At 69.2% G+C, this 25,886-nt stretch carries 24 protein-coding genes; 17 read left to right on the forward strand and 7 right to left on the reverse strand.

The window, feature by feature from the left end:
- Positions 1–82: 82 nt before the first annotated feature.
- Positions 83–1,831 (reverse strand): ABC1 kinase family protein, encoded by a 1,749-nt coding sequence (locus tag ACN20X_RS05585; protein ID WP_016451938.1) that lies wholly within the window; start codon positions 1,829–1,831, stop codon positions 83–85.
- A gap of 90 nt (positions 1,832–1,921) precedes the next feature.
- Complete coding sequence (locus ACN20X_RS05590; RefSeq protein WP_016451937.1) at positions 1,922–4,000, reverse strand: molybdopterin-containing oxidoreductase family protein; 2,079 nt, start codon at positions 3,998–4,000, stop codon at positions 1,922–1,924.
- A gap of 197 nt (positions 4,001–4,197) precedes the next feature.
- Here ACN20X_RS05590 and ACN20X_RS05595 point away from each other — a divergent pair, with 197 nt between their 5' ends.
- The 4 genes from ACN20X_RS05595 to ACN20X_RS05610 all read left to right on the forward strand — a co-directional run bounded on the left by ACN20X_RS05595 (position 4,198) and on the right by ACN20X_RS05610 (position 7,801).
- Complete coding sequence (locus ACN20X_RS05595) at positions 4,198–5,355, forward strand: ABC transporter substrate-binding protein (RefSeq protein ID WP_016446617.1); 1,158 nt, start codon at positions 4,198–4,200, stop codon at positions 5,353–5,355.
- A gap of 26 nt (positions 5,356–5,381) precedes the next feature.
- Positions 5,382–6,590 carry a M20 aminoacylase family protein gene (locus tag ACN20X_RS05600; protein ID WP_016451935.1) on the forward strand — a complete coding sequence of 403 codons (1,209 nt, stop codon included), beginning with the start codon at positions 5,382–5,384 and terminating at the stop codon, positions 6,588–6,590.
- Between the two features lie 61 nt (positions 6,591–6,651).
- Entirely contained in the window at positions 6,652–7,431 is a 780-nt protein-coding gene (locus ACN20X_RS05605; RefSeq protein WP_016451934.1) for an ABC transporter ATP-binding protein, read from the forward strand.
- Between the two features lie 115 nt (positions 7,432–7,546).
- Complete coding sequence (locus ACN20X_RS05610) at positions 7,547–7,801, forward strand: acyl-CoA-binding protein (protein ID WP_012203065.1); 255 nt, start codon at positions 7,547–7,549, stop codon at positions 7,799–7,801.
- 201 nt (positions 7,802–8,002) lie between these two features.
- Here ACN20X_RS05610 and ACN20X_RS05615 read toward each other — a convergent pair whose 3' ends face one another.
- Complete coding sequence (locus ACN20X_RS05615) at positions 8,003–9,025, reverse strand: isopenicillin N synthase family dioxygenase (RefSeq protein ID WP_016451933.1); 1,023 nt, start codon at positions 9,023–9,025, stop codon at positions 8,003–8,005.
- 606 nt (positions 9,026–9,631) lie between these two features.
- Between ACN20X_RS05615 and ACN20X_RS05620 the strand changes: the two genes are divergently transcribed.
- The 6 genes from ACN20X_RS05620 (at position 9,632) to ACN20X_RS05645 (ending at position 14,507) form a co-directional block, all read left to right on the forward strand.
- The gene (locus tag ACN20X_RS05620; protein WP_016446613.1) at positions 9,632–10,660 is read left to right on the forward strand and encodes an ABC transporter substrate-binding protein; all 1,029 of its coding nucleotides are present in this window, start codon (positions 9,632–9,634) and stop codon (positions 10,658–10,660) included.
- A 10-nt stretch (positions 10,661–10,670) separates the two neighbouring features.
- A complete protein-coding gene (locus tag ACN20X_RS05625; protein WP_473210355.1) occupies positions 10,671–11,186 on the forward strand; it encodes a nucleoside deaminase in 516 nt (171 codons plus the stop codon).
- A gap of 58 nt (positions 11,187–11,244) precedes the next feature.
- On the forward strand, positions 11,245–12,282 hold the full coding sequence (locus ACN20X_RS05630; protein ID WP_017406666.1) for an ABC transporter substrate-binding protein: 1,038 nt from the start codon (positions 11,245–11,247) through the stop codon (positions 12,280–12,282).
- Positions 12,283–12,350: 68 nt separating this feature from the next.
- Positions 12,351–13,193 (forward strand): ABC transporter ATP-binding protein, encoded by an 843-nt coding sequence (locus ACN20X_RS05635; RefSeq protein ID WP_017406667.1) that lies wholly within the window; start codon positions 12,351–12,353, stop codon positions 13,191–13,193.
- 16 nt (positions 13,194–13,209) lie between these two features.
- On the forward strand, positions 13,210–13,977 hold the full coding sequence (locus ACN20X_RS05640) for an ABC transporter permease (protein ID WP_012203071.1): 768 nt from the start codon (positions 13,210–13,212) through the stop codon (positions 13,975–13,977).
- A 14-nt stretch (positions 13,978–13,991) separates the two neighbouring features.
- Positions 13,992–14,507 carry a nucleoside deaminase gene (locus tag ACN20X_RS05645; protein WP_074920674.1) on the forward strand — a complete coding sequence of 172 codons (516 nt, stop codon included), beginning with the start codon at positions 13,992–13,994 and terminating at the stop codon, positions 14,505–14,507.
- 18 nt (positions 14,508–14,525) lie between these two features.
- On the opposite strand, the gene ACN20X_RS05650 is transcribed toward ACN20X_RS05645, so the two are convergent.
- On the reverse strand, positions 14,526–16,292 hold the full coding sequence (locus tag ACN20X_RS05650; RefSeq protein ID WP_154835911.1) for a phosphoethanolamine transferase: 1,767 nt from the start codon (positions 16,290–16,292) through the stop codon (positions 14,526–14,528).
- Positions 16,293–16,441: 149 nt separating this feature from the next.
- On the opposite strand from ACN20X_RS05650, the gene ACN20X_RS05655 reads away from it, so the two are divergent.
- Both ACN20X_RS05655 and ACN20X_RS05660 read left to right on the forward strand, forming a co-directional pair.
- The gene (locus ACN20X_RS05655; protein WP_016446608.1) at positions 16,442–17,116 is read left to right on the forward strand and encodes a response regulator; all 675 of its coding nucleotides are present in this window, start codon (positions 16,442–16,444) and stop codon (positions 17,114–17,116) included.
- Positions 17,109–18,536 (forward strand): ATP-binding protein, encoded by a 1,428-nt coding sequence (locus tag ACN20X_RS05660; protein WP_473210356.1) that lies wholly within the window; start codon positions 17,109–17,111, stop codon positions 18,534–18,536. The genes ACN20X_RS05655 and ACN20X_RS05660 overlap by 8 nt, the downstream gene beginning before the upstream one ends.
- On the opposite strand, the gene ACN20X_RS05665 is transcribed toward ACN20X_RS05660, so the two are convergent.
- Positions 18,488–19,777: an aminopeptidase gene (locus tag ACN20X_RS05665; protein ID WP_473210803.1), complete on the reverse strand. Its 1,290-nt coding sequence runs from the start codon at positions 19,775–19,777 to the stop codon at positions 18,488–18,490. The genes ACN20X_RS05660 and ACN20X_RS05665 overlap by 49 nt on opposite strands.
- Before the next feature lie 22 nt (positions 19,778–19,799).
- Here ACN20X_RS05665 and ACN20X_RS05670 point away from each other — a divergent pair, with 22 nt between their 5' ends.
- Genes ACN20X_RS05670 through ACN20X_RS05680 form a run of 3 tightly spaced genes read left to right on the forward strand, consistent with a single transcriptional unit; the run spans position 19,800 to position 22,124 of the window.
- Positions 19,800–20,408: a hypothetical protein gene (locus ACN20X_RS05670; protein WP_016446605.1), complete on the forward strand. Its 609-nt coding sequence runs from the start codon at positions 19,800–19,802 to the stop codon at positions 20,406–20,408.
- Between the two features lie 24 nt (positions 20,409–20,432).
- Positions 20,433–21,761 (forward strand): class I SAM-dependent methyltransferase, encoded by a 1,329-nt coding sequence (locus tag ACN20X_RS05675; RefSeq protein ID WP_392450312.1) that lies wholly within the window; start codon positions 20,433–20,435, stop codon positions 21,759–21,761.
- A gap of 33 nt (positions 21,762–21,794) precedes the next feature.
- Positions 21,795–22,124, forward strand: a complete 330-nt coding sequence (locus ACN20X_RS05680) for a DUF1840 domain-containing protein (protein WP_016446603.1) — start codon at positions 21,795–21,797, stop codon at positions 22,122–22,124.
- Positions 22,125–22,146: 22 nt separating this feature from the next.
- On the opposite strand, the gene ACN20X_RS05685 is transcribed toward ACN20X_RS05680, so the two are convergent.
- Positions 22,147–23,130 (reverse strand): aldo/keto reductase, encoded by a 984-nt coding sequence (locus tag ACN20X_RS05685; protein WP_473210357.1) that lies wholly within the window; start codon positions 23,128–23,130, stop codon positions 22,147–22,149.
- Between the two features lie 151 nt (positions 23,131–23,281).
- On the opposite strand from ACN20X_RS05685, the gene ACN20X_RS05690 reads away from it, so the two are divergent.
- Both ACN20X_RS05690 and ACN20X_RS05695 read left to right on the forward strand, forming a co-directional pair.
- Entirely contained in the window at positions 23,282–24,166 is an 885-nt protein-coding gene (locus ACN20X_RS05690) for a LysR family transcriptional regulator (protein WP_267178241.1), read from the forward strand.
- Positions 24,167–24,230: 64 nt separating this feature from the next.
- A complete protein-coding gene (locus ACN20X_RS05695) occupies positions 24,231–24,746 on the forward strand; it encodes a hypothetical protein (RefSeq protein WP_016446600.1) in 516 nt (171 codons plus the stop codon).
- 109 nt (positions 24,747–24,855) lie between these two features.
- Here the strand turns inward: ACN20X_RS05695 and ACN20X_RS05700 are convergent, their stop codons facing one another.
- A complete protein-coding gene (locus tag ACN20X_RS05700; RefSeq protein ID WP_016446599.1) occupies positions 24,856–25,845 on the reverse strand; it encodes a tripartite tricarboxylate transporter substrate-binding protein in 990 nt (329 codons plus the stop codon).
- Between the last annotated feature and the right edge of the window lie 41 nt (positions 25,846–25,886).

Below are 25,886 nucleotides of genomic sequence, written 5' to 3' on the forward strand. Positions count from 1 at the left end.
GGCGGTTTTGGGGGCGGCGCCCGGCTTTGATCTGATGCGCTGGTGCTGCTTTTTTTGGCGTTCCTGATCGCCAATCCAGCGATCAATCCAGCGCCTTCTGCCTGCGCATGGTGGTGAAAAGAACGGCCAGGCTGGCGGCGGCGCCGGCCACGCCCAGGGCGGCGAAGAGGGGGATGCCCCACAGGCGCGGGCCCATGGTCAGCAGGCCGGGGGCCAGGCCCAGGATGAAGGCGCCGGAGACCACGGCCAGGGCCAGGCGGGTGGCGGCGCGTTCCAGGGCCTGGGAGAGGCGGTCGATGTGGCGTATGTCCAGGTCGGCCTGCAGCCGGCCCGAGCGCAGTCTTTGCATCACCAGCCGCAGGGTGTGCGGCGCGTCGTCGGCCAGGTCCATCCATTGCGCCATGGCGGCGCGGCGCTGGCGCGCCAGGCTGCGCAGGGAGTAGCGCTGCAGCAGCTGGGCCTTGACCAGGGGCGTGGCCGTCTGCACCACGTCGAATTGCGGGTCCAGCTGCAGCAGCACCTGGTCGGCCGTGATCAGGGCCTTGAGCAGCAGCGCCATGTCGGCGGGCAGGGCCACGCCGGTTTCGCGGGCCAGGGCCATGAAGTCCTGCAGGGCGCGGGACATGACCAGGCGGCCGTTGCTGGCGCCGGGGCCATGGCGGGTCACGAAGCGGTCCACGGCAGCCTCGATGCGCGCGGCCGAGGGCGGGGCGCGGCCGGGCATTTCGCTTTCGGCGGCCCAGTCCAGCAGCACGCCCGAGAGGCTGCGGCCCTGGCCCTCGACCAGGGCGCGCATCAGGCCCAGCACCTGGCGGCGGCGCTGGGGCGACAGCCGCCCGACCATGCCGAAGTCGATGAAGCCCACGCGGTTGCCGGGCAGGGCCAGCAGGTTGCCGGGGTGCGGGTCGGCGTGGAACAGGCCGTCGCGCAGCACCATCTGCAAAAACGCGCAGGCGCCACGGCGCGCCAGCAGCGGGCCGTCCAGCGCGGGGTCCGCGCCCACGGCCGAGGCTGGCACGCCCGGCACGAAGTCCTGCACCAGCAGGCGCGGCCCGCTCAATGCCCAGTGGATGGCCGGCACGACGATCTCGGGCTGGGCCGCGAAGTGCCGTGCCACGGCGTCGCCGTTGTGGGCTTCGACGGTGAAATCCAGTTCCTCGCGCAGCGCCTGTCCCAACTGGCGCGTGACCTCGCGCGGGCGGTAGCGTGCCAGCTGCGGCCATTGTTCCTGGGCCAGCAGCGCCAGGTGCTCTAGCAGGCGCAGGTCGGCTTCGATCTGGGGGCGCAGGCCGGGGCGCTGGACCTTGACCACGACTTCGATGTCGGCAGCGCGGGCCGCAGGGGGGCTGTCGCTGCCGCTGCCGTCTTCCTGGTCCTCCCGGTCTTCAGCCGCAGGCAGCCGCGCACGGTAAACCTGGGCCATGGAGGCCGAGGCCAGCGGCACGGGATCGAAATGCGTGAACACCTGCTCCACGGGCAGGCCCAGCGACTGCTCGATCAATGGCTGGGCCGTCTCCCAGGGCAGCGGGGCGGCGTGGCTGTGCAGTTGCTGCAGGGCGGCCGTCCATTCGGGCGCGAGCAGGTCCGAGCGCGTGGCCATGATCTGGCCCAGCTTGACGAAGCTGGGGCCCAGGTGTTCGAGGGCCATGCGCAGGCGCTCGGGGCGGCTGGCATCCAGCGGATGCTCGGGATGGGGCTGGCTGCCGCGCGGCGCGAAGCGGGCCAGGCCCAGCGTGTCGACCAGGTCGGCCAGCCCGAAGCGCAGCAGCACGCCGACGATTTCCTGCAGCCGGGCACGGTCGCGCACGGCGACCACGGCGGTTTGCAGCATGGGCATCTCCTGTCGGTGGTGGCAATGCGGTCCATTGTGCCGATGCGCCAGACGCCATTGCGCAGGAATCGCCCGTCTCCGGGGCGGGGCTCAGGCCAGCCGCTGCACCTGTACCGCGCAGTCGTAGAAGCTGGGCGCGCGGCCCAGGTCGGTCAGGCGCTGGTGGGTGAGCTCGTTGACATTGGTGCCGTTGTCGCCGTGCTTGCGCCACCAGATGCCCAGGCCGTTGACCACGCCACGGCGCGCGCGGCCGTTGAGGGTGGCGTGGCATTCGTAGCTGCCCCGGTCGTTGAAGACGCGCACCCGGTCGCCCTCGGCCACGCCGCGCGTGGCGGCGTCGTCGGGGTGCAGCTCCACCAGCGGGCGGCCTTCCATGGTGCGCAGGCTCTTGACGTTGACGAAGCTGCTGTTGAGAAAGTTGCGTGCCGGCGGCGAGATCATGGCCAGCGGGTAGCGCGCATCCGTTTCGGCGGTTTCGTAGTTGGGCAGGTAGTCGGGCAGCGGGTCCATGCCGCGCCGCGCCAGCTCGGCGCTGGTGAATTCGCAGCGGCCCGAGGGCGTGGGAAAGCCGCCCTCGGCAAAGGGGGCCTCGGGCAGGGCCAGGGTGGCAAAGCCCTTGTCCAGCAGCTCGTTGAAGTCCACGCCGCGCCCCTCGAAGGCTTCGCGGCACAGTTGCTCGTCTCCCGTCTGGAAATGGGCGGCGGCAAAGGCGTCGTCATGCCGCGCCATGTGCGCGGCCAGGTCGCGGAAGATCTGGCCGTTGCTGCGCGCCTGGCCCAGCGGCGCGATGGCGGGGCGGTTGAGCAGCACGTCGGTATGACCGTAGCTGCCGTGGATGTCCCAGTGCTCGATCTGCGTGGTGGCCGGCAGCACGTAGTCGGCCAGGTCGGCCGTGTCGGTCATGAACTGCTCCAGCACCACGGTGAACAGGTTCTCGCGCGCAAAGCCGGCCACGACCTTGGCCGATTCGGGCGCCACGGCCACGGGATTGCTGTTGTAGACCACGATGGCGTCCACGCGCGGGCCGAAGCCGTTGCCGCCTTCGTGCAGCAAGGCGTCGCCGATGGTGCTCATGTTGATGGTGCGCGGGCGGCGCTCGCCCAGCAGGTGCGGCATCTGCAGTCGGGCGCGCTGCGCGGGCAGGGCGCCCGAGGCGGACAGCAGCAGGCCGCCGGCACGGTGGCGCCAGGCGCCCACCAGGGCCGGCAGGCAGGCGATGGCGCGCACGGCATTGCCGCCGCCGCGCGCGCGCTGCACGCCGTAGTTCAGCCGGATGGCCGCGGGCGTGGTGGTGCCATAGTCGCGCGCCAGCTGGCGGATCTGCTCCACGGGCAGGCCGCAGACCTGGGCCGCGCGCTCGGGCGGCCACTGCAGGGCGCGGGCCTTGAGTTCCTCCCAGCCCAGCGTGTGGCGCGCGATGTAGTCATGGTCCAGCCAGCCGTGCGTGATCAGCTCGTGCATCAGGGCCAGCGCCAGGGCGGCATCGGTGCCGGGCAGCAGCTGCAGGTGCTCGTGGCATTTGTCGGCGGTCTCGGTCTTGCGCGGGTCGATGCACACCAGGCGCGCGCCGTTGCGCTTGGCCTCCAGCGCATAGCGCCAGAAATGCAGGCTGCTGCCGATGCTGTTGCTGCCCCAGATGAGGATGAGCCGGCTTTCGGTGAAATGCTCCACGCGCATGCCCAGCTTGCCGCCATAGGTCAGGTTCAGGGCCTCGCCCCCGGCGCTGGAGCAGATGGTGCGGTCCAGCAGCGAGGCGCCGAGCTGGTGGAAGAAGCGCCGGTCCATGCTCTCGCCCTGCACCAGGCCCATGGTGCCTGCGTAGCTGTAGGGCAGGATGGTTTCGGGATCGCGCGCCGCCAGCGCGTGCAGCCGGGCGGCGATGTCGGCCAGCGCCTCGTCCCAGCCCACGGGCTCGAACTGCCCGGAGCCCTTGGGGCCCACGCGGCGCAGCGGGGTGAGCACACGCTCGGGGTGGTAGCTGCGCTCGGTGTATTTGCTGACCTTGGCGCAGAGCACGCCGCCCGTGTGCGGATGGTCGGGGTTGCCCTGGACTCTTTTGGCGATGCCGTCTTCGACCGTGGTCACCAGCGAGCAGGTATCGGGGCAGTCATGGGGGCAGGCGCCCAGGACCTGTGAGGTGGCCTGGAGTGGGGGCGTGGCGGAGGACATGGTGGCAGCGGTCTCGGACAGGGTGGGGACTTTGCGAAAGAACCGTGAAAGCCGGAAAAACAGGAAAAGGCCGTCACGGGCAAGGGGCGGTGCCGGTCTTGCATGCCGCAATCGCCGCTTGTCTTTATTATGCGGACCCTTGCAGCCGGCTGCACGCAGCAACGGCGCCGATTCCAGTGACAAAAACAGGCAAGTTCATGCTCCGACCCAAGACGGCGTTCAGCCGCAGACAGTTCATCGCAGCCAGCACGGCGGCTGCCGCCACCTGGACCGGCGCAGTGCGCGCCCAGGACGCGGGAGGCACCATCGTGCTGGGCCAGTCCTGTCCGATGACGGGCCCCGCGGCACAGATCGGCCAGCCCTTCCATGAAGGCGCCAAGCTGTACTTCGAACAGCTCAACGCGCAGGGGGGCATTGCCCGGCGCAACATCGAACTGCGCGTGATGGACGACGGCTACGAGCCCGAGCGCTGCGCGGCCAATACCCAGCGCTTCCTGTCCGACGACGTGTTCGCGCTGTTCGGCTACGTGGGCACGTCCACCAGCATGGCCGCGCTGCCGCTGCTGCAAAAGGCGCGCGTGCCCCTGTTCGCGCCGCTGACGGGCGCCGACGCGCTGCGCCAGCCCCAGCTGGCCCAACTGGTCTTCAACGTGCGCGCCTCCTATGCCGACGAGACGGCGCTGATGGTGCGGCACCTCACGGGCCTGGGCCTGAAGAAGGTGGCCGTGCTGCACCAGAACGATGCCTATGGCGAATCGGGCCTGGCCGGCGTCAAGGCGGCGCTGGCCGCCAAGGGGCTGGAACCCGTGGGCGCGGCCACGGTGGAGCGCAACTCGAACAATGTGGCGGCGGCCGTCAAGACGCTGGTGCCGCTGGGCGCCGATGTCATCGTGCAGATCGTCACCTACTCGGCCAGCGCGGCCTTTGTGCGCGCCGCGCGCCAGGCGGGCTTTGGCGGGCAGTTCTACAACGTCTCCTTCGTCGGCTCGCAGGCACTGGCGCAGACGCTGGGCAAGGATGCCGAAGGGGTGGTCGTCACCCAGGTCGTGCCCTCGCCCTTCCAGACCTCGCGCCAGATCACGCGCGATTTCCTGGCGGCCATCCAGAAGGGCGGCGGCAAGCTGACGCCCAACTACTCCAGCATGGAAGGCTATCTGGCGGCACGCGTGTTCGCCGATGCGCTGCGCCAGGCCTCGGCCTCGGGCAAGCCCACGCGCGACGGCCTGGTGGCCGCGCTCGACGCCATGCACGGCCAGCAGGTGGCCGGCTTCCCGCTGGCCTTCAAGCCGCAATCGGCCAAGCCGCGCTTCGTGGAGTTGTCCATGCTGACCGGCGACGGCAAGGTCCGGGTGTAGGCTTGCAGCTCTAGAAGGAGAACCCCATGGCCTTGCTGCAGGAACTGCTGGACAGCGCACCCGAGATCACCGCGCTGCGCCGCGACATACATGCCCATCCCGAACTGTGTTTCGAGGAGATCCGCACTGCCGACCTCGTGGCCCGGCAATTGGAGGGATGGGGCATCGCCGTGCACCGCGGCCTGGGCCGCACGGGCGTGGTGGGCACCATCCACGGCCGTGACGGCGGCGCCAGCGGCCGCGCCGTCGGCCTGCGCGCCGACATGGACGCCCTGCCCATGCAGGAGTTCAACACCTTCGAGCACGCCAGCCGCCACGCCGGAAAAATGCATGCCTGCGGGCATGACGGCCATGTCGCCATGCTGCTGGCCGCCGCGCAGTACCTGGCCGCGCACCGCGACAGCTTCGAGGGCACGGTGCACCTGATCTTCCAGCCGGCCGAAGAGGGCGGCGGCGGCGCGCGCGAGATGGTCGAGGACGGCCTGTTCACCCAGTTCCCCATGCAGGCCGTGTTCGGCATGCACAACTGGCCGGGCATGAAGGCCGGCACCATGGCCGTGGGCCCGGGCCCGGCCATGGCGTCCAGCAACGAGTTCCGCATCGTCGTGCGCGGCAAGGGCGGCCACGCGGCCATGCCGCACATGGTGATCGACCCGCTGCCCGTGGCGGCCCAGCTCATCCTGGGCCTGCAGACCATCGTCAGCCGCAACGTCAAGCCCATCGAGGCGGGCGTGGTCTCGGTGACCATGGTCCATGCGGGCGAGGCCACGAACGTGGTGCCCGACAGCGTGGAGCTGCAGGGCACGGTGCGCACCTTCACGCTGGAGGTGCTGGACCTGATCGAGCGGCGCATGAAGGCCCTGGCCGAGAGCATCTGTGCGGCGCATGACACGCGCTGCGAGTTCGAGTTCGTGCGCAACTACCCGCCCACCATCAACTCCGCGCCCGAGGCCGAGTTCGCACGCCGCGTCATGGCCGAGGTCGTGGGCGAGGCCAACGTGCTGCCCCAGGAGCCGTCCATGGGCGCCGAGGACTTCGCCTTCATGCTGCTGGAAAAGCCCGGCGCCTACTGCTTCATCGCCAATGGCGACGGCGACCACCGCGCCATCGGCCACGGCGGCGGTCCCTGCACGCTGCACAACCCCAGCTACGACTTCAACGATCAGCTGATCCCGCAGGGCGCCACGTTCTGGGTGAAGCTGGCCCAGCGCTGGCTGAGCGAGCCCACGCGCTGAGGCCCTTGCGGGGTCCGGCCGACACCGGCATGTCACACACCGCACCTAGCATGCGGTCCCTGTGACCTCCATCGAATCCTCCACGGCCGCCGCGCAGGGCGTGGCCGTCCAAGCCCGGCAGCTCAAGCGCATCCACGGCGAGCGCGCCGTGCTCCAGGACATCAGCCTGCAGATCGCGCCCGGCGAGGTGCTGGCCCTGCTGGGTCCTTCGGGCTGCGGCAAGACCACCCTGCTCAAGATCCTGGCCGGGCTGGAGCAGCCCAGCCGCGGCGAAGTCTGGATGGGCGGGCAGTGCGCGGCCAGCGCCTCGCAGTCCCTGCCGCCCGAGCGGCGCGAGCTGGGCCTGGTGCTCCAGGACCATTCGCTCTGGCCCCATATGAGCCTGCAGGCCAACGTGGCCTTCGCGCTGGAAATGCGCGGCCTGCCTCGCGCGCAGATCCACGAGCGGGTGCAGCAGACCCTGGGCCTGGTCGGGCTGCAGGGCATGGGCGAGCGCCTTCCCGGCAGCCTGTCGGGCGGCCAGCAGCAGCGTGCGGCGCTGGCCTGCGCCGTGGTGGAGCGCCCGCGCCTGGTGCTGCTGGACGAACCCCTGTCCGGCCTCGACGGCAACCTGCGCGAGCGCCTGTGCGAGGAAATTCCCCAGCTGCTGCGCAGCCTGGGTTGTACGGCCGTCTATGCGACGCAAGACCGCCAGCAGGCCTTCGCCGTCGCCGACCGCGTGGTCGTGATGGAGCACGGCCGCATCCTGCAACCGGGCAGCGCCCGGGGCCAGGCGCCGGCCCCCGTGCCTTGCGAGGCAGACCTATGGCCCATGGCCGGGCACCTGTGCAGCGCAGCATAGGAGGGGCATGGCCGGTCTCGGTTCGGATGACGGTGAAAAAAGCACGGTCGTTCTAAATTCCTGCTTTTTTGGCTACACTGTGCCGCTACACGAACCGCCCACCAGGAGACCCGCCATGTCCGATCTGAACGCCGCCTTCGAGGCCGCCGTCAAGAACTCCACCTCGATCAGCGAGCGCCCCGACAACGCCACGCTGCTCAAGCTCTACGCGCTGTACAAGCAGGCCACCGAAGGCGACAACGAGGCCAAGAAGCCCAGCTTCACCGACATGGTCGGCCGCGCCAAGTGGGACGCCTGGGAAAAGCTCAAGGACACCTCGGCCGACGATGCCAAGCAGCAGTACATCGACCTGATCGAATCGCTGCGCTGATCAACACCACCACCGATCGCAGACACAGGCAAGGCCCCGGACTCCGGGGCCTTGTCGTTTCCGGCCAGGCCACACCACACTATGTCAAAGAGTGGAGCGCTGGAAACTGGCGCGGCCCACCCCAGGGACACCGAGGAAGGGCAGCCCCGCACCGAGGGTGTCGTCCCCCTCAGGGGGAAGCGGCGCAGCCGCTCAGGGGGATCAATATTTGTTGGAAAAGTTCGCGCTGATGCGCTGGCGCAGGTACTCCGCGCCCGTGATGGGCGGGTACTTCTTTTGCGGGCCCTCGATCACCGCGTCCTCGTTGGCCTGGCAGAAGAAGGCCAGGCTGTAGCGCGCGCCCTGGTATTCATGGGGCAGGGGATTGCGCACGCGGTGGAAGTTGCTGGGCAGCTGGTCGTCGCTCCAGCGCGTGAGCATGTCGCCGATGTTGCAGGTGATCACGCCCTCCACGGGGTCCACGGGCGTCCATTGCTGGCCCTCCATCTCCTTGCCCGGCAGCACCTGCAGGCCGCCCTGGCCCGCGCGCTGGAACAGCAGGGTCAGGCAGTCGAAGTCGGTGTGGGCGCCTGCGCGCCACAGGCCCAGCTCATCCTTGAGCGCGGGATCGACCGCGAAGTAATGCAGCATGCGCAGCGTGCTCTGGTAGGCGGGCACCGAAGGGTCGTGGGCGCGCGTGAAGAAGTCCGCATCGAAGCCCAGCTTGTGCGCAAAGCACGACAGCAGCTGCATGCCCACCTGCCAGCACTGGCGCTCAAAGTCCAGCGTGGCCTGCTGAAAGCCCGGCAGCTCCTGCTGCGTGGGCCACAGGCCGGCCATGCGCGGGCGCGTCACCTGGTAGGACTCCTTCTGGTCGGGCGTGCGCGTGGAAGGCCGGATCTGCGCCTTGTGCTCCCAGCCCGCATTGCGCGACAGCGGCCACTGCGCCTTCACCTCGCGCGGCAGCGCGAACAACTGCTCGGCACGCCCGAAGGCCGCATCGATATCGGGCTGGGGAATGCCGTGGCCCGACACCTGGAAGAAGCCGATCTCCACCGAGGCCTGCCAGATCGCATCGGCGATCTCGGCCTTGCGGCGGTCGAAGTCGGAGATGTCGATCACCCGCACCTCCCGTGCGCGCGTCTCCTGCCCCTGGCCGCCCATGCGGGCCTCCTTGGCGAGTTCACCCAGCGCGTAATCTGACGCCGGTGCCGAAGGCAGGGTGGGGTTGGCAAGCATGTTCATGGTCTGTTTCCTTTGCCGCAAAGGCAGTGGCAAGGCACGCGGCGGCCGGCGCAAAAAGACACCGATCCCGCCCGTCGCTCTTGAAGTGGCTGACAGGGCACAGGTCGCAGCCACGCCGCTCCCGCACCCGCTTCAAGAGCAATGACCCGCGCCGGCACAGGCCGGCAAGCTGAACGCTTCTACTCTTGCCAACCACCCAAGCAAACAGCGCGCCAGCCCGCGCAGGCCGGTTCGTCGCTGCGCGCGTTCCATCGTGGTGCAGCAGCCCACAGAAATCGTGGTGCATGCCCGTATCTCGTCGGTGGTGCACCAAGGTGATGCATGCAGCCCGCTTCCTTCAAAACCGGCGCGGTCAAAAGCCAGGGACGCCGAGCAAGAGCCGCCTCGCGGCGAGGGCGTCGTCCCCCTCCCTTGCGAAGCAAGTAGAGAGGGGGAAGCGGCGCAGCCGCTCAGGGGGTGGTACGCCATTTGCATACAAGGACGAACGAGTAGAAGCGTTCAGCACGCGCCCAGTGCGCGTTGCCCGGAAATTGCTCATGTCACGCCAGCCGCCCGGCCCCATGCCAGCGGCCGGTCCCCATGTTGATAGCGACTGAGAGTTCCACCATGCAACGCCGCCATTTCCTTGCCGCCGCCGCCCTTCCCGCTGCCAGTGCCGTGATGCCCGGTGCCTTCGCCCAGGGCAAGGCGCTGACACCGCTGAAGTTCACGCTGGACTTTCGCGTGACCTCGCAGACCGCGCCCTTTTTCGTGGCGCTGCAAAAGGGCTACTACCGCGACGAGGGGCTGGACGTGAGCATCGACGTGGGCTCGGGCTCGGTGGCATCCATCACGCGGGTGGCCAGCGGCGCCTACCAGCTGGGCCTGGGCGACATCAGCTCGCTGATCGAGTTCAATGCGCAGAACGCAGGCGCGGCGCGCGTGCAGGCCGTCTACCAGTACTACAACCGCGCGCCGTTCGCCATCATCGGCCGCAAGGACCGGGGCATCACGGGCGAGTTCGCCAGCCTCAAGGGCAAGAAGGTGGCCGCCGCCGCCGTGGAGTCCACGCGCCGCGTCTGGCCCCTGGTTGCGCAGCGCCAGAACCTGCCGGCCGACCTGTTCGCCTGGACCACGACGGAGTTCTCGGCGCGCGACAACGTGGTGGTGCGCGGCGATGTGGATGCGGCCACCTATTTCCATGACTCGGCCGTGTCGCTGTTCGCACGCATCAAGCCCGAGGAGCTGTCGGTGCTGCGCTACACCGATGCGGGCGTGCAGCTGTACGGCAATGCCATCCTGGCCTCCAGCGCTCTGGTGGCCGAGCAGCCGGCGCTGGTGGCGGGATTCCTGCGTGCCAGCAACCGCGCCCTCATCGAGTGCCTGGCCCAGCCTGCGCTGGCCGTGGCCGCCGTGCGCCAGCGCGAGCCCATCCTGGATGAAAAGCTGGAACTGGCGCGCTGGGCCATCACCTCGCAATACCTGGCCGCGCCCGATACGCAGCGCCACGGCCTGGGCGACATCGACCCGCAGCTGCTGGCCCGACAGGCCGAGCAGGTCAGCCAGGCCTTCGGCCTGAAGGCACCCGTGTCGGCCGACGCGCTGTTCAACCGCAGCCTGCTGCCGCCGCTGGCCGCGCGCATGGCCAAGGCCTGAGGGAGTGCATATGGACAACGCCACTGTTTCACTGCCCCTTGAGGCTTCGCTCGACGAGCGCGACGGCCTGTACCTGCGCCGCGCCATCGCCATGGCCGACCGCGCGCGCCAGCGCGGCAACCGCCCTTTCGGCGCGCTCATCGTGGCCGCCGATGGCCGCGTGCTGGCCGAGGCCTCCAACGCCAATGGCGAGAGCGGCGACTGCACGGCCCATGCCGAGCTGTCGGCCATCCGCCTGGCCAGCCCGCTGCATGACCGCGAAGCGCTGTCCGCAGCCACCTTGTATTCATCGGCCGAGCCCTGCGTGATGTGCGCGGGCGCCATCTTCTGGTCGGCCATAGGCCGCGTGGTCTACGGCATAGATGCCGTGCGCCTGCGCGAATTCCGCGGCGAGCGCCTGGACCAGAAGGATGCCGAGCTGTCCTGCCGCGATGTGTTCGCCGCCTCGTCCCACGCCATCGAATGCATAGGCCCTGCGCTGATCGGCGAGGCCGCCGCTTCGCACCAGGGCGCCTGGAAAAGCTGATCCGGCCCCGTTCCGGCCCCCCCCCCGTTTCTTTTGACCACCAGAGAGGAAGCCCACCATGCAAAAACGACTGTTCCTGCACACCGTCCTGGCCCTGTCCGCCAGCGCGGGCCTGGCAACGGCCCATACACAGGCCCACGCGGCCACGCCGCTGAAGTTCCAGCTGGACTGGCGCTTCGAGGGGCCGGCCGCCTTCTTCCTGCAGCCGGTGGCCAAGGGCTACTTCAAGGACGCGGGCCTGGATGTCACGGTCGATGCCGGCAGCGGCTCGGGCGGCGTGGTGCAGCGCGTGGCCTCGGGCGCCTATGACCTGGGCTTTGCCGACATCGCGGCGCTGATGGAGTTCCAGGCCAACAACCCGGACATGCCCAACAAGCCCGTGGCCGTGATGATGGTCTACAACAACACGCCGGCCTCGGTGATGGCGCTCAAGAAAAGCGGCATCGCCAGGACGGCCGACCTCACCGGCAAGAAGCTGGGCGCGCCCGTGTTCGATGCGGGCCGCCGCGCCTTCCCGCTGTTCGCCAAGGCCAACCAGGTCGGTACCGTGCAGTGGACGGCCATGGACCCGCCGCTGCGCGAGACCATGCTGGTGCGCGGCGATGTGGATGCCATCACGGGCTTCACCTTCACCTCGCTGCTGAACCTGGAGGCGCGCGGCATCAAGGCCGCCGACGTGGTGGTCATGCCCTATGCGGACTTCGGCGTGAAGCTGTACGGCAACGCCATCATCGCCAGCCCGAAGCTGATCAAGGAGAACCCGGCCGCCATCAAGGCCTTCCTGCAGGCCTTCGCCAAGGGGGCCAAGGAAGTCATCGCCAACCCTGGCGCGGCCATTGCCTACGTGAAGGAGCGCGACGGCATCGTCAACACCCAGCTGGAGACGCGCCGCCTGCAACTGGCCATCGACACCGTGGTCAACAGCGCCGACGCGCGTGCCGAAGGCTTTGGCCAGGTCGTGCCCACGCGGCTGTCGCTGATGGCGTCGCAGGTCTCCGATGTCTACGCCACCAAGACGCGCGTGAACCCGGCCGAGGTCTGGAACGGCAGCTTCCTGCCGTCTGCGGCCGAGCTGAACATCCTGCCCAAGAAGTGACGACAAAGTGATTGACACCGTGCGCGTGCGCCAGCGGGCGACGCGCCGGCCCTTGCCTGCTGCCTGACATGAATTCCTCCACATCCCACGGCGATGACGACGCCTTCTTCGTCGAGTTCCGCGACGTCTGGCTTGCCTACAACGAGGAGCTGCTGCGCGCCAACCACTTCGCGGTCGAGGCCATCGACCTGCAGGTGCGGCGCGGCGAGTTCATCGCCATCGTCGGCCCCTCGGGCTGCGGCAAGTCCACCTTCATGAAGCTGACCACGGGGCTGAAGATGCCCTCCATGGGCCGCGTCATGGTCAACGGCGAGCGCGTGACCGGGCCGCTGAAGATCTCGGGCATGGCCTTCCAGGCGCCGTCGCTGCTGCCCTGGCGCACCACGGTGGACAACGTGCTGCTGCCGCTGGAGATCGTGGAGCCGCACCGCTCGCAGTTCCGCCAAAAGCGCAAGGAGTACGAGGCGCGTGCGCGCGCCCTGCTGCAGAAGGTGGGCCTGGGCGGCTACGAGGACAAGTACCCCTGGCAGCTGTCGGGCGGCATGCAGCAGCGCGCCAGCATCTGCCGTGCGCTGATCCACGAGCCCCAGATGCTGCTGCTGGACGAGCCCTTCGGCGCGCTGGACGCCTTCACGCGCGAGGAGCTGTGGTGCGTGCTGCGCGACCTGCAGGCCGAGCAGCGCTTCAACGTCATCCTGGTCACGCACGACCTGCGCGAAAGCGTCTTCCTGGCCGACACCGTGTACGTGATGAGCAAGAGCCCGGGCCGCTTCGTGGTGCGCCGCGACATCGAGCTGCCGCGCCCGCGCGAGCTGGAGCTGACCTACACGCGCGAATTCACCGACATCGTGCACGAGCTGCGCGGCCACATCGGCGCCATGCGCAAGACCGGCGCGGCCATCCAACAATAGAACGGGGGAGATTCACATGCACAAGAAATACGCGGAACGCTGGGCGCCCTGGGTGCTGCTGCTGGCGGTCATCCTGCTGTGGCAGGTCATCTGCTCGGCCTTCGAGGTCTCGGAATTCATCTTCCCCAGCCCCTGGGCCATCGGCCGGCAGCTGGCCGAGTTCAGCGGCATCATCGCCGCCCACGCCTGGCGCACCTACTGGGTGACGATGGCGGGCTTTGGCATCGCCATCGTGGTGGGCGTGCTGCTGGGCTTTCTGATCGGCTCCTCGCGCCTGGCCTATGCGGCGTTCTATCCGCTGATGACCGCCTTCAACGCACTGCCCAAGGCGGCCTTCGTGCCCATCCTGGTGGTCTGGTTCGGCATCGGCGCGGGACCGGCCATCCTCACGGCCTTCCTGATCAGCTTCTTTCCCATCATGGTCAACATCGCCACCGGCCTGGCCACGCTGGAGCCCGAGCTGGAGGATGTGCTGCGCGTGCTGGGCGCCCGGCGCTGGGACGTGCTCATCAAGGTCGGCCTGCCGCGCTCCATGCCCTACTTCTACGGCTCGCTGAAGGTGGCGATCACCCTGGCCTTCGTGGGCACCACGGTCAGCGAGATGACGGCGGCCAACGAAGGCATCGGCTACCTGCTGGTGTCGGCCGGCTCGTCCATGCAGATGGGCCTGGCCTTTGCCGGCCTGATCGTGGTGGGCGCCATGGCCATGGTGATGTACGAGCTGTTCAGCGCCATCGAAAAGCGCACCACGGGCTGGGCCCGGCGTGGCTCGCAGGGTGAGTGAGGGAGAATCCGGCCATGACGCCCGCACCCGCGACGACACCTTCCATGACGCCCCTGACCGACGAACAGGCGGCCCGCCAGCTGCGCCGCGCAGGCGCCGTGGCCGAGCGGGCCATGGCCATGGGCCGCCATCCCTTTGGCGCGCTGCTGCTGGCGCCCGACGGCGAGACCGTGCTGGCCGAGCAGGGCAACATCGACACGGTGAACCATGCCGAGTCCACGCTGGCGCGCACGGCCGCCGCCAACTATCCGGGCGCCTACCTGGCGCAGTGCACCCTGGTCACCACCTTCGAGCCCTGCGCCATGTGCGCCGGAACCATCTACTGGGCCGGCATAGGCCGCGTGCTCTACGGCGCCGAGGAAACGGCGCTGCTGGCGCTGACGGGCAACCATCCCGAAAATCCCACGCTGTCCCTGCCTTGCCGCGAGGTCTTCGCGCGCGGGCAGCGCAGCGTGCAGGTCGTGGGGCCCGTGCCTGCGCTGCAGGAGGAGATGCTGGCGCCGCACCGGGGCTTCTGGCAACAGGGCTGAGCCGCCTGCGCGGGCGGCTCAACTGCGGCAGCCGGCCAGCGCGTCCAGGGGCTTCTGGTAGGTGGGGCTGGTCACGTCCAGCAGGCCCAGGGTGGTGTGGTAGAGGTTGTCGTGCGACAGCGGCGCGTCCAGCTGGCCGCGCACGCAGCGCTCTGACACGCCGGTGCGCTGGCCCAGGTTGCCCAGCCAGGCAATCATGGGAATGTGCTTTTGCTCGTCGGGCGCCATGGCGTAGGGCATGCCGTGCAGGTAGATGCCCATCTCGCCCAGCGACTCGCCGTGGTCGGACATGTAGACCATGCCGGTCTGGTAGCGCGATTGCTGGCGCGTCAGCCAGTCGATGGTCTGCGACAGGAAGTGGTCGTTGTAGCGGATGGAGTTGTCGTAGACATTGACCACCTGCTCGCGTGTGCAGCTGGACAGCGCGTTGGTCAGGCATTCGGGCTGGAAGACCTTGGTCTCCGGCGTGGAGCGCTTGTAGTAGGCCGGCCCGTGGCTGCCCATCTGGTGCATGACCAGCACCACGCCGCGCTCGCGGCGCTCGCGCGGCAGCGCGGCGATGCGTTCGTCGATGCCGCTGAGCAGGATGCCATCCAGGCATTCTCCATCGCTGGAGCACAGCGCCTTGCCGTCGGGCGTGTCCAGGCGGTCGGCCGTGCTGGCGTTGGGAATGCGGTCGCAAACGCCCTTGCAGCCGGCCTGGTTGTCCAGCCACAGCACGGCCAGGCCGGCGTTGTACAGCACGTCCACAAGGTTGTCGTAGTCCACCTTGCTCTTGTAGAAGCCCGTGCGGCCCAGGTGCGAGAACATGCAGGGCACGGATTCGCGCGTGCTGGTGCCGCAGGAGGTCACGTTGCTCCAGTTGAGCACCTGGCGCCTGGCCAGCTCGGGCGTGGTGTCGCGCGCATAGCCGTTCAGGCCCCAGTTGGCGGCGCGCGCCGTCTCGCCCACGACGATGACGAACAGCGGCGGCTTGCGCTCGGCCGCATAGGTGGCCCCCAGCGTGGCGCCGGCCGCGATGCTGGCGAACGGGCGCTTGGGCCGCAGGATGGGCTTGAGCACCGCATCCAGCGAGGCCAGCACCGGGCTGACCGGATTGAGCATGTGGCGCATCCACAGGTTGTTGCGGACCACGGGCGCCAGCTCGCGGTACGAGACAAAGACCGAGGCCGCCAGCAGCAGCACCGAGGCGGCCAGCAGCGCCAGCGTGCGCAGCACGGTCTGCATGCCGCGGCGCGGGCGGATGACGCGCAGCCGCAGCAGCCAGGCCGTGGGCAGTCCGGCCACCAGCAGCAGCTGCAGCAGCAGCTGGGGGTTGAACAGGTCGCTGCTCTCGCGCAGGTCGGTCTGCAGGATGTTGTTGATCATGCCGCCGTCCATCACCGTGCCGTAGGCGGTCATGAAGTACTGGGCCGCGCCGGCAATCCAGGGCAGGGCAATCCACAGCGGCTTCATGCCGCGCGGCCAGGCCGTCAGCGACAGCAGCAGCAGCAGGCCGCCCAGGCCCAGGGGCAGCAGCCGCAGCACCAGGGCGGCCAGGCTGCCGTCATAGCCTTCCAGGTGGGGCAGGCGCCGCCACAGCGCCCAGTTGGCGGTGGCCAGCAGCCACAGCGCCAGCACCAGGGCCACGGCCTGGGGCGAGCGCGGTGCGGTCCAGGCCGTGCGCAGCCGTGCCGCGAGGCTGGCGGGGGCCGCCTGGGCAGGCTGGGCAGAAGATGGGGCCGGGGCTTGGCCGGTGCCGGAGGAGCCGGCAAAGGGGGGGCGGGCGAGCAGGCGTTCTGACATGGCCGCGAGCGTAGAATTCGCAGCTTAAGAACATCTGAACCCCGCGTTCAGACTCCGTTCAGCTTGAACCCCTGCCGCCCCCCCCCTTGCGCCACGCTTGTTCAGTCCGTATCCGGTGCGCATCCTGATGTGCGAAGGCCCAACCTCCCATGCGAATCCTGCTGGTCGAAGACGATGAGGCCCTGGCCCAGGCGGTGGGCAGCTATCTGCGCTCCAAGGCCTTTCTGATCGACAGCGTGCCTTCTCTGGCCCAGGCGCGCGCCTGCCTGGCCGGTGCCAGCTACGCGGCCGTGCTGCTGGACCTGCACCTGGCCGACGGTGACGGCCTGGCGCTCATGCCCACGCTGCGCCGGCTGGCGCAGCCTCCCGTCACCATCGTGCTGACGGCCCGCGACCAGGTCAGCGACCGCATCCGCGGGCTGGATGCGGGGGCCGACGACTATCTGGTCAAGCCCTACGACCCCGAGGAACTGCTGGCCCGCCTGCGCGCCGTGAGCCGGCGCGGCGGCGGCATGCAGGCCGGGCAGGACGCCGTGCTGCGCATGGGCACGCTGGAGATCGACCTGGCCCGTGAAATGGTGCGCGACGCCGGCCGCACCCTGCTGCTCACGCCCAAGGAATGGGCGCTGCTGCGCGTGCTCACGGCCCAGCCGCAGCGTGTGCACGCGCGCGAGCATCTGCTCGATGCGCTCTACGGCTTCGATGCCGAGGCCGACAGCAACACGCTGGAAGTGTTCATCAGCCGGCTGCGCCGCAAGCTCGGGCGCGACCGCATCCTGACCGTGCGCGGCACCGGCTACCGCCTGGCCCTCGAGCATGGATGAGCCGCAGCGCTACAGCCTGGCGCTGCCGCCCCGTCTGGCCGACCAGCTGGCCCGCGAGCTGACACTGGCCCTGGCCGCCGTCTGGCTGGCCTGCGTGCTGGCGCTGGCCTGGTATGTCAGCCACATCGTGCACCACAACTTCGACCAGGAAATGATCGACAGCGGCCACCGCCTGCTGGAGGTGGCCGTGCATCAGCTGGAACAGGAAGACCACTCGCGCGAGGGCGTGCAGCGCCCGCATGTGGCCTCGCAGCCGGGCGACGAGGCCGAGGATCTGGTCTACCAGCTGCAGGACGGCCGCGGCAACGTGCTGCTGCGCACCCAGGCCGCCCCCGTGGCGGCCTTTGCCGTGCCCATGCGCGAGGGCTTCTACGAGCGCGAGGGCTGGCGCATCTATGTGGTGGCCCATCCCCGGCAGCCGCTGTTCCTGATGCTGGCCGATCCCATGGTCGAGCGCAGCGAGGCGCTGCAGCGGGCGCTGCTGGCGCTGGGCTCGGTGATGGTGGTCATGCTCGCCCTCATGGGCTGGGCGCTGCGCGTGACCGCGCGGCGGCGCCTGCGCGTGCTGCGCGACATGCAGCTGCAGCTGAGCGAGCGCGGTGGCTCCAACCTGGAGCCGCTGGATCTGGACGCCATGCCGCGCGAGCTGTGGCGGCTGGGCGGGGGCATCAACCACCTGATGCAGCGCCTGTCGCATGCGCTGCAGGTGGAGCGCTCCATGGCCGCCAATGCGGCCCACGAGCTGCGCACGCCGCTGGCCGTGGCCACGCTGCGCCTGCAGACGGCCCTGGACCGTGGCGTGGACAACGCCGACGTGCGGGCCGCGCACGAGGCGCTGGAGCGGCTGAGCCAGCGCACGGAAAAGCTGCTGCAGCTGTCGCGCGCGGCCTCGGGCTCGGCGCTGGCGCAGGACGATGTGCGGCTGGATACGCTGGCCAGCATGGTGGCCTCCGAGTTCTGGCAGCAGGACGAATCCACCCAGCTGCGGCTGGATGTGGTGCTGCCCGAGCAGCCCTGCGGTCCGGTGGCGGGCGACGTGGACACGCTGGCCATTGCCTTGCGCAACCTGGTGGAGAACGCGCTGCGCTACAGCGATGGCTCGGAGGTGCTGCTCGAAGTCTGCGACAGCCATACCGTCCAGGTGCGCGACGAGGGGCCGGGCATGGACGCCGTGGCGCTGGGCACCGCGCGCGAGCGCCATGTGCGCCATGTGGACGATCTGCGCCTGCCCCAGGGCGCCGTGCGCGAACTGGCATCGCCGGGCTATGGCCTGGGCCTGTCCATCGTGTCCATGATCGTGGCCCAGCACGGCGGCAGCCTGCAGCTGCAGTCGCCACCGCCTGGCAGCTCCAGCGGCCTGCTGGCACGCATTCAGTTGCCGGGGCGCGATCCGTCCGCGGATCCCGACGCCCCGGCCTGATCCGGGGCGCAGGCAGACGGCAGGGGCGCATCGGCCGGCATGTGCCTGCACAGCCTGGCGTTGCGCTGCGCTGCGGGCAGGGCGGCCAGCTGCCGCACCTCGGCATAGAAACGCTGCCAGCCCTGGATTGCCTCGTTGCCGGGCTGGGCCTGGGCCGGAGCTTGGGTCTTTGCTTGGGCCTGGGCCTGGTGCCACAGCGCGGTGAAGGCCGGCACCCAGTCGTCATAGGCGGCCAGCGCGCCGAAGCTGGCGTTGTTGGCATCCGCCACCCATTGGTCCAGCCGGGCCTGGTGGCGTTCGTAGAACTGGCGCTGCGCGTCGGTGGTCAGCAAGGCTGCATCGGCGCTGCGCCATTGCGCACGCAGCGCAGCGTAGTCGCTGCGCAGCTGCTGGTAGATCTGCGCCTTGGCCTGCTGCATGGCGGGGCCGCGCTGCTGCGGGTCCTGGTACAGCTGCTGCAGCGCCTGGCGCGTGCGCCCGGTCAGTGCCCGCCACTGCGTACGCCGCAGCTGGCTGGACTCCCAGCGCGCGCGGGCGGCTGGCCCGGCCTCGGTGGCCAGCCACAGCGTTGCGCCCAGGCGCTCCACGGTGGTGGCAAAGGATTCGTTGAAGGCGGTATCGCCGGCCACGTAGACCACCTGGTGGGCCAGCTCATGGAACAGCAGGCCGGCGAACTCGCCTTCGCCCCAGCCCACGAAGGTGTTGAGCAGCGGATCGCCCCCCAGCCAGTTCAGGTAGCCCAGCGTGGAATAGGCGGGCACGCCGTAGCTGCCGGACTCCAGGCCCTGGTCGGCCAGCAGCCGGGCCTGGGCCACGGCGTCTGCCTCGGAAAAGTAGCCCCGGTAGCCCACGCAGCCGGCCACGGGAAAGCACCAGCGGTGCAGCTCCAGGCTGTCGGGCGGCGCGGCCACCACGTTCCACACGGCAAAGGGCCGCTGCAGATCGGCGTAGCGGCGGTAGCTGGCGTTGTCGGGCAGGCCCAGCCGTTGCACGGCGAAGCTGCGCATGCGCTGGGCCGCAAGCAGGCGCTCGCGCAGCGCGGGTGCCAGGTTGTCGTCCTGCAGCCAGTCGTCAATGGGGCGGCTGGCCTGCAGCAGGTGTATCTGGCCGCGCAGGCTTTGCCAGTAATAGCCCAGGCCGTCGCCGCCGGCCCCCGTGCTGGCACAGCCGCCCAGCAGCAGGCCTATGCCCGCCAAAATCGCGGGCAGGCCGCGCCTGACTACACTCAAGCCTTCACGCACCCTTGGCCCCCTTGCTGCTTTCATGGACTTCTTCACGCTGGCGATCATTGTCTTCATCGCAATCTACCTTCTCAAGACGCAGGAGCAGCGCCGGCATACCCTGCTGCTGGCCCAGTATCTGGGGCGTTTCCAGATAGAGAAGCTGATGGGCGGCCTGATCGAAGGCTATCTGCGCGCCCTGGGCGAGAACGACGAGCAGCGCCGCGCCCAGATCTGGACCGTGCTGGACAACACCGAAACCAGCCTGGTCGAGCAGTTCCAGCGCTTTGCCAAGGAAATGGCCTCGGCCGATCCGCAGCTCACGCGCGTGAGCACGCTGCCCGTGGCGCTGCCCTATCTGGACCGGCTGTTCCCGTCGTCCGGCTTCGATCTGCGCGAAGCCATGCAGCTGCATGCGCGCGGCATTGCCTCCGTGCGCGTGGCCGACAGCGCCACCGAGGAAGAACGCCGTGCGCGCGCCTTCATGATGACGGCCGAGCTGTTGCTCATGCAGTACACCTGTCATTGGTTTTGCAAATCGCGCGCCGTGGCATCCCTGCGGCTGGTCGCACGGCACAAGACGCCCTTCGAGCAAGTGCTTGCTTCGGTGAGTGACCAGACACGGCGCGACTACAGGCAGCTGATCGCCTGATCGCCCCTTCTGTGGCGGGGCGCCATGCCCCGCCATGCACAGCCCAGGCTGCGATTGACGCAGTGCGGCTTGCTGTCAAAAATGAACGCCATGACACAAGTGCTGAGCTCCATCGAGGCGCGGCTGGCGTCTCTCCCTATTCCCGTGGCCGTGATCCTGCCGTCCGGCCAGCGCGCCGGTCCTGCGGATGCGCAGGTGGTGCTGCATTTCCAGTCCATGGCGGCCATGGCCAGCCTGGCGGCCGGGCAGATAGGGACACTGGGCAGTGCCATCGTGGAGGGGCTGGTACGCATCGATGGCCGCATGCGCGACGTGATGGCGGTGGCCGCCAGCCTGCTGCAATCCGATCCGGTGCGCGGCACATCGCACTGGTGGGTGCATGCCATGGCCCGCATGCGCTCCATGGCCGCGCACACGCTGGCGCGCGACGCCCAGCAGATCCAGTTCCACTACGACATCTCCGACGACTTCTACGGCCTGTGGCTGGACCCGCGCCGCGTCTATTCCTGCGCCTACTTCCGCGATCCGCAGATGACGCTGGCCCAGGCCCAGGAGGCCAAGCTCGACCACATCTGCCGCAAGCTGGACCTGCGGCCCGGCGAGCGTTTCCTGGACATCGGCGCGGGCTGGGGCGCGCTGCTGCTGTGGGCGGCCGAGCATTACGGTGTCACGGCCACGGGCATCACGCTCTCGCACAACCAGCACCGCCATGTGCAGCAGCTGATTGCCGAGCGCGGCCTGCAGGGCAGGGTGGACATGCAACTGCTGGACTACCGCGCGCTGGCGCCCGGCCAGCCCTTCGACAAGATAGGCTCGGTGGGCATGTTCGAGCATGTGGGCCAGGCCCAGCTGCCCGAGTACTTCCAGACCGTGCACCGCCTGCTGCGCCCGGGCGGCATGGCGCTGATCCACGGCATCACCGCGGGCGGCGTGGACAACACCCAGCTGGGCGCGGGCATGGGCGAGTTCATCGACCGCTACATCTTCCCCGGCGGCGAGCTGATGCATGTGAGCCGCGTGCTGCACGACATGGGCCACAGCGGGCTGGAAATGGTGGACACGGAGAACCTGCGGCCCCACTACGCACGCACGCTGTGGAACTGGTCCGACGCACTGGAAGCCCAGCTGCCGCAGGCGCAGCGTATCCTTGAGCAGCATGCCGATGCCGAAGGTGCCGCCAAGGTGCTGCGCGCCTACCGGCTCTATCTGGCGGGTTGCGCCATGGGCTTCGAGCGCGGCTGGATCGCCCTGCACCAGATGCTGTGCACGCATCCCGACGGACGGCTGCAGTCGGGGTCCATGGTGGGAGCCCAATCGGACTATGCTTTCAACCGCGAGTACATGTACCGCTGAGTGCATGACACGCCACACAGAAAAAGGATAGCCATGCTCTACAAGTTCAAGTCCCGTGCCACGGCCGACGTCATCATGCTCGAATCCAACGGCCGCCAGGTCCTGGAGATCGTCGGCAAGACGCCCGGCGCCAGCGGCATCATCACCGTCCAGCAGATCCCGGCCGCCATCGATGCGCTGGAAGCCGCCGTGGCCGATGACGATGCCCGCCGCAAGGCCAACCAGGAAGAGGATGCGCAGGATGGCGACCAGGACAATGCCGCACCGGGCGCACGCGATGCCGTCAGCCTGCGCCAGCGCGCTGCGCCCATGATCGACATGCTGCGCCGCAGCGCCGCCGAGAACAGCGACGTCACCTGGTAAGCCGGCGGCCCCCGCTGGCCCGTCAGGCGTTGATGCCCTTCATGCCTTCCTCCGTATAGCGCTGCCCGGCCACGGGCAGCTCGTCGCTGGCGCGCCGCAGCTCGTCCAGCTCGCCGGGCGTCAGTGCCACGGACAGCGCGCCCAGGTTGTCCTGCAGATGGGCGATGCGCCGGGTGCCCGGAATGGGCACCACGTCCGGCCCCTGGGCCAGCAGCCAGGCCAGGGCGATCTGCGCAGGCGTGCTGCCCTTGCGCTGCGCCAGGGCCGATACGGCACCCACCAGGGCCTGGTTGGTGTCGATGTTGCCGGGCTGAAAGCGCGGCAGGCTGGCGCGGAAATCGCCCTGCTCGAAGGCCGTGCCGCCATGAAAGCGTCCCGTGAGAAAGCCGCGCCCCAGCGGCGAATAGGCCACCAGCCCCACGCCCAGCTCGCGGCAGGCGGGCAGCACCTCGTCCTCCACCTCGCGCGTCCACAGCGAATACTCGGTCTGCACCGCCGCCACCGGGCGCACGGCATGGGCGCGGCGCAGCGTGGCTGCGCTGACCTCGCACAGGCCGATGCGGGCGATCTTGCCTTCCTGCACCAGGCGCGCCAGCCCTTGCATGGTCTCTTCGATGGGCCGCGTGGCATCGACGCGGTGCACGTAGTACAGGTCGATGCGCTCCACGCCCAGGCGGCGCAGCGAGTCCTCGCAGCTTTGCCGCGCGTACTGCGCGCTGTTGTCGATGCTGCGCCGGTACTCCCCGGCCTTGCGCACGATGCCGAACTTGGTGGCGATCTTCACGCGCGGGCGGCGCGATGCCAGGAAGCGGCCGATCAGCTCCTCGTTGTGGTGCGGCCCGTAGACATCGGCCGTGTCCAGGAAGTCGATGCCGGCCTCCACGGCATGGTCCAGTGCCTGCAGCGCCAGGGCGTCGTCGCGCGGGCCATAGAACTCGCTCATGCCCATGCAGCCCAGGCCCAGGGCGGATACCTGCAGATCGTGGCCAAGTGTGCGTTGTTGCATTGCATATCCTCTTGCTGAAACAAGGGGCCAGTATGGTTTTCCGGGGTGGGCTTGCCTACTGAGAAAATCGCGCTTCGATCTTCCATTTCCGGAAAACATTTCCACAAAGGCTCTCCGCAAGGGCTTTCCAGGAAAACCAAGGAGCACTTCATTGCAGTGGGACGACGCCCGCATCTTCCTGGCCATTGCCCGCGCCGGCAGCCTGAGCGGCGCCTCGGCAGCGCTGGGGCTGGGCGTGGCCACGGTCTCGCGCCGGCTGGACCGGCTGGAGTCCGCGCTGGCCATGCCGCTGTTCAGTCGCCACCAGAGCGGCTATCGGCTCACGGCCGACGGCCAGGCGTTGCTGGCCCCGGCCGAGACGCTGGAGCAGGCGGCCCAGGCCCTGGGCGATGCCGCGCACAGCCAGGCGCAGGTCGCGGGCGTGGTGCGGCTGGCCACGGCGGAGAACCTGGCCAACCCGCTGATCGTGCCCTCGCTGGCGCAGTTGTTCGCGCGCCATCCGGGGCTGCGCGTGCAGCTGGTCAGCGGCGTGCAGACGCTGAACCTGCACCGGCGCGATGCCGACCTGGCCGTGCGCATGACCCAGCCCGAGGCCGGCCACGTCACGATCCGGCGCCTGGGAACGCTGGGTTTCGGCTTGTACGGATCGGCCGGCCATGTTGCTGGCCGCGCTGGCCGAAGCGGCTCGGACCCCTTCGAAGGCGACGCCTTCATCGGCTGGGACGACAGCCATGCCCACCTGCCCGCCGCACGCTGGATGGCGCGCGCCCTGCGCGGGCGTCCCTGCCGGCTGGAGACCAACACCCTGTCCGCGCAGCTGGCCGCGGCCCAGGCGGGCCTGGGCCTGGCCGTGCTGCCGCATTTCCTGGCGCGGCAGGCGGGGCTGGTCTGCGTGGAGCCGCAGCTGGGCGCCGACCAGCCGATCTGGCTTGCCATGCATGCCGACCTTGCCCAGTCGCGGCGGGTGCGGGCCGTGGCGGACCACCTCATTGAACTGTTCGAGCGGCGGCATGCCGAACTCGAAGGCCCGGCCTGAGCCGCAGCAGGGGCCGCGCGCCGTGTTAAACACGCACGCAGATTGCGAGAAAGAAAGGACTTCCATGCACCGCCTCCGTCATTCCTCCCGATTCCTGCCCTGGCTGGGCGCGCTGGCCGCCACGCTGGCGCTGGCCGCCTGCGCCGACAGGCCCAAGGCGCCCACCGGCCCGCAGGCGCCCCCGGGAGCGGCGGCGGCCGTGTATTCGCTGCTGTTTCTGGACAACGCCTCCAACCTCGGCCCCAAGGCGGCGGCCTACTGCATAGGCAACGGCCGGGGATGGGCGCTGCTGGACCCCGATGCCGGCACGCTGGCCCTGCTCAGCGGCCAGAGCCAGGTGCGGCCGGCTTCGGCCTGCGACGTGGGCAAGGGCGGCGAGCAGGTGCTGGACCGGGCCAGCGGCCGGCCGGCGCTGATGTTCGGCGTCGAGCTTGTGCACTGCACGGCCTCGGGATCGCAATGCCTGATGCGCGGCAGCTACTACGAAGGTCCCGGCAACACGCAGAGCAACCTCTACAACGCAAGCCAGCGCGGCGGCAGCTGGCAGGCCGTGATGGCGCTGCGCGGGCCGGCGCCCTGAACCCTGCATCGCCGCTGTCGCGCCGTCCCCGCCAACGAAAAAGCCCGGCCGAAGCCGGGCTTGATCGTGGTTGCAACTGGGCGATCCGTCGCGGTGGTGGTCCTCGGGATCAGTCGGCGTAGGTGCCGGCTGCCTTGATGACCTTGCCCCACTTCTCGATCTCGGCCTGGACGAACTTCTTGTGGCCTTCGGGTTCGATGCGGCCGTCGCTGGCGATCACGGCGCCCAGGGCTTCCTGGCGCTTGATGAACTCGGGGTCCTTGAGGGCGGCCTTCATGGCCTCGTTGACCTTCTTGACGACGTCGGCCGGCGTGCCCTTGGGCGCGTACAGGCCATGCCAGATGGTGACCTGGAAGTCAGGCACGCCCACTTCGGCCAGCGTCGGCAGGTCCTTCAGTGCGGGCATGACCAGGCGCTTGGGCGTGGTCACGGCATAGGCCTGGACCTTCTTGGCCGTGATCTGGCCCGTGGTGTTGGTGGTCTGGTCGCACAGCAGGTCGACCTGGTTGCCGATCAGGTCGGCGATGGCCGGCGCGGCGCCCTTGTAGGGCACGGGCGTCATTTCGGTCTTCATGGCCGCCTGCAGCATCAGGCCGCACAGGTGGGAGGCGGAACCGATGCCGGCATTGGCCAGGTTGACCTTGCCCTGGTTCTTGCCGATCCAGTCCTTGACCTCGGCGAAGTTCTTGGCCGGCAGGCTGGGGCGGCCGATCAGGGTCATGGGCACGTCGTTGATGATGCCGGCGTACTCGAAGTCGTTGAGCACGTTGAACGACAGCTTGCGGTACAGCGACGGGATCGTGGACATGCCGATGTGGTTGATCAGCAGCGTGTAGCCGTCAGGGCGGGCACGTGCAGCCTTGGCCGTGCCGATGGTGCTGCCGGCGCCGTCGGCGTTGTCCACCACGATGGTGGCATTGTTCAGATGCTTGCGCATGGACTCGGCCAGATCGCGGGCCACCTTGTCGGTCGGGCCGCCTGCGGTGAACGGCACGATGAGGGTGATCGTCTTGCCTGCGGCAGGATAGTCCTGCGCATGAGCGCCAATGGCTGCGCCGGCTGCCAGGGCGATGGCTGCGATCTTGAACAATGCTTTCATAGTGTCTCCAGGTGAATGGCGTGCAAATGATAGGGGGCGAT

It is taken from the genome of Delftia sp. PX-1 (assembly GCF_055797465.1).

Coding starts and splice junctions, on each gene's coding strand:
- ACN20X_RS05635 (WP_017406667.1), top strand. CDS start 12,351: ATGAATTCCTCCACATCCCACGGCGATGACGACGCCTTCTTCGTCGAG.
- ACN20X_RS05680 (WP_016446603.1), top strand. CDS start 21,795: ATGCTCTACAAGTTCAAGTCCCGTGCCACGGCCGACGTCATCATGCTC.
- ACN20X_RS05620 (WP_016446613.1), top strand. CDS start 9,632: ATGCAACGCCGCCATTTCCTTGCCGCCGCCGCCCTTCCCGCTGCCAGT.
- ACN20X_RS05655 (WP_016446608.1), top strand. CDS start 16,442: ATGCGAATCCTGCTGGTCGAAGACGATGAGGCCCTGGCCCAGGCGGTG.
- ACN20X_RS05670 (WP_016446605.1), top strand. CDS start 19,800: ATGGACTTCTTCACGCTGGCGATCATTGTCTTCATCGCAATCTACCTT.
- ACN20X_RS05595 (WP_016446617.1), top strand. CDS start 4,198: ATGCTCCGACCCAAGACGGCGTTCAGCCGCAGACAGTTCATCGCAGCC.
- ACN20X_RS05610 (WP_012203065.1), top strand. CDS start 7,547: ATGTCCGATCTGAACGCCGCCTTCGAGGCCGCCGTCAAGAACTCCACC.
- ACN20X_RS05640 (WP_012203071.1), top strand. CDS start 13,210: ATGCACAAGAAATACGCGGAACGCTGGGCGCCCTGGGTGCTGCTGCTG.
- ACN20X_RS05660 (WP_473210356.1), top strand. CDS start 17,109: ATGGATGAGCCGCAGCGCTACAGCCTGGCGCTGCCGCCCCGTCTGGCC.
- ACN20X_RS05630 (WP_017406666.1), top strand. CDS start 11,245: ATGCAAAAACGACTGTTCCTGCACACCGTCCTGGCCCTGTCCGCCAGC.
- ACN20X_RS05675 (WP_392450312.1), top strand. CDS start 20,433: ATGCCCCGCCATGCACAGCCCAGGCTGCGATTGACGCAGTGCGGCTTG.
- ACN20X_RS05615 (WP_016451933.1), bottom strand. CDS start 9,025: ATGAACATGCTTGCCAACCCCACCCTGCCTTCGGCACCGGCGTCAGAT.
- ACN20X_RS05685 (WP_473210357.1), bottom strand. CDS start 23,130: ATGCAACAACGCACACTTGGCCACGATCTGCAGGTATCCGCCCTGGGC.
- ACN20X_RS05645 (WP_074920674.1), top strand. CDS start 13,992: ATGACGCCCGCACCCGCGACGACACCTTCCATGACGCCCCTGACCGAC.
- ACN20X_RS05650 (WP_154835911.1), bottom strand. CDS start 16,292: ATGTCAGAACGCCTGCTCGCCCGCCCCCCCTTTGCCGGCTCCTCCGGC.
- ACN20X_RS05625 (WP_473210355.1), top strand. CDS start 10,671: ATGGACAACGCCACTGTTTCACTGCCCCTTGAGGCTTCGCTCGACGAG.
- ACN20X_RS05700 (WP_016446599.1), bottom strand. CDS start 25,845: ATGAAAGCATTGTTCAAGATCGCAGCCATCGCCCTGGCAGCCGGCGCA.
- ACN20X_RS05585 (WP_016451938.1), bottom strand. CDS start 1,831: ATGCTGCAAACCGCCGTGGTCGCCGTGCGCGACCGTGCCCGGCTGCAG.
- ACN20X_RS05600 (WP_016451935.1), top strand. CDS start 5,382: ATGGCCTTGCTGCAGGAACTGCTGGACAGCGCACCCGAGATCACCGCG.
- ACN20X_RS05590 (WP_016451937.1), bottom strand. CDS start 4,000: ATGTCCTCCGCCACGCCCCCACTCCAGGCCACCTCACAGGTCCTGGGC.
- ACN20X_RS05695 (WP_016446600.1), top strand. CDS start 24,231: ATGCACCGCCTCCGTCATTCCTCCCGATTCCTGCCCTGGCTGGGCGCG.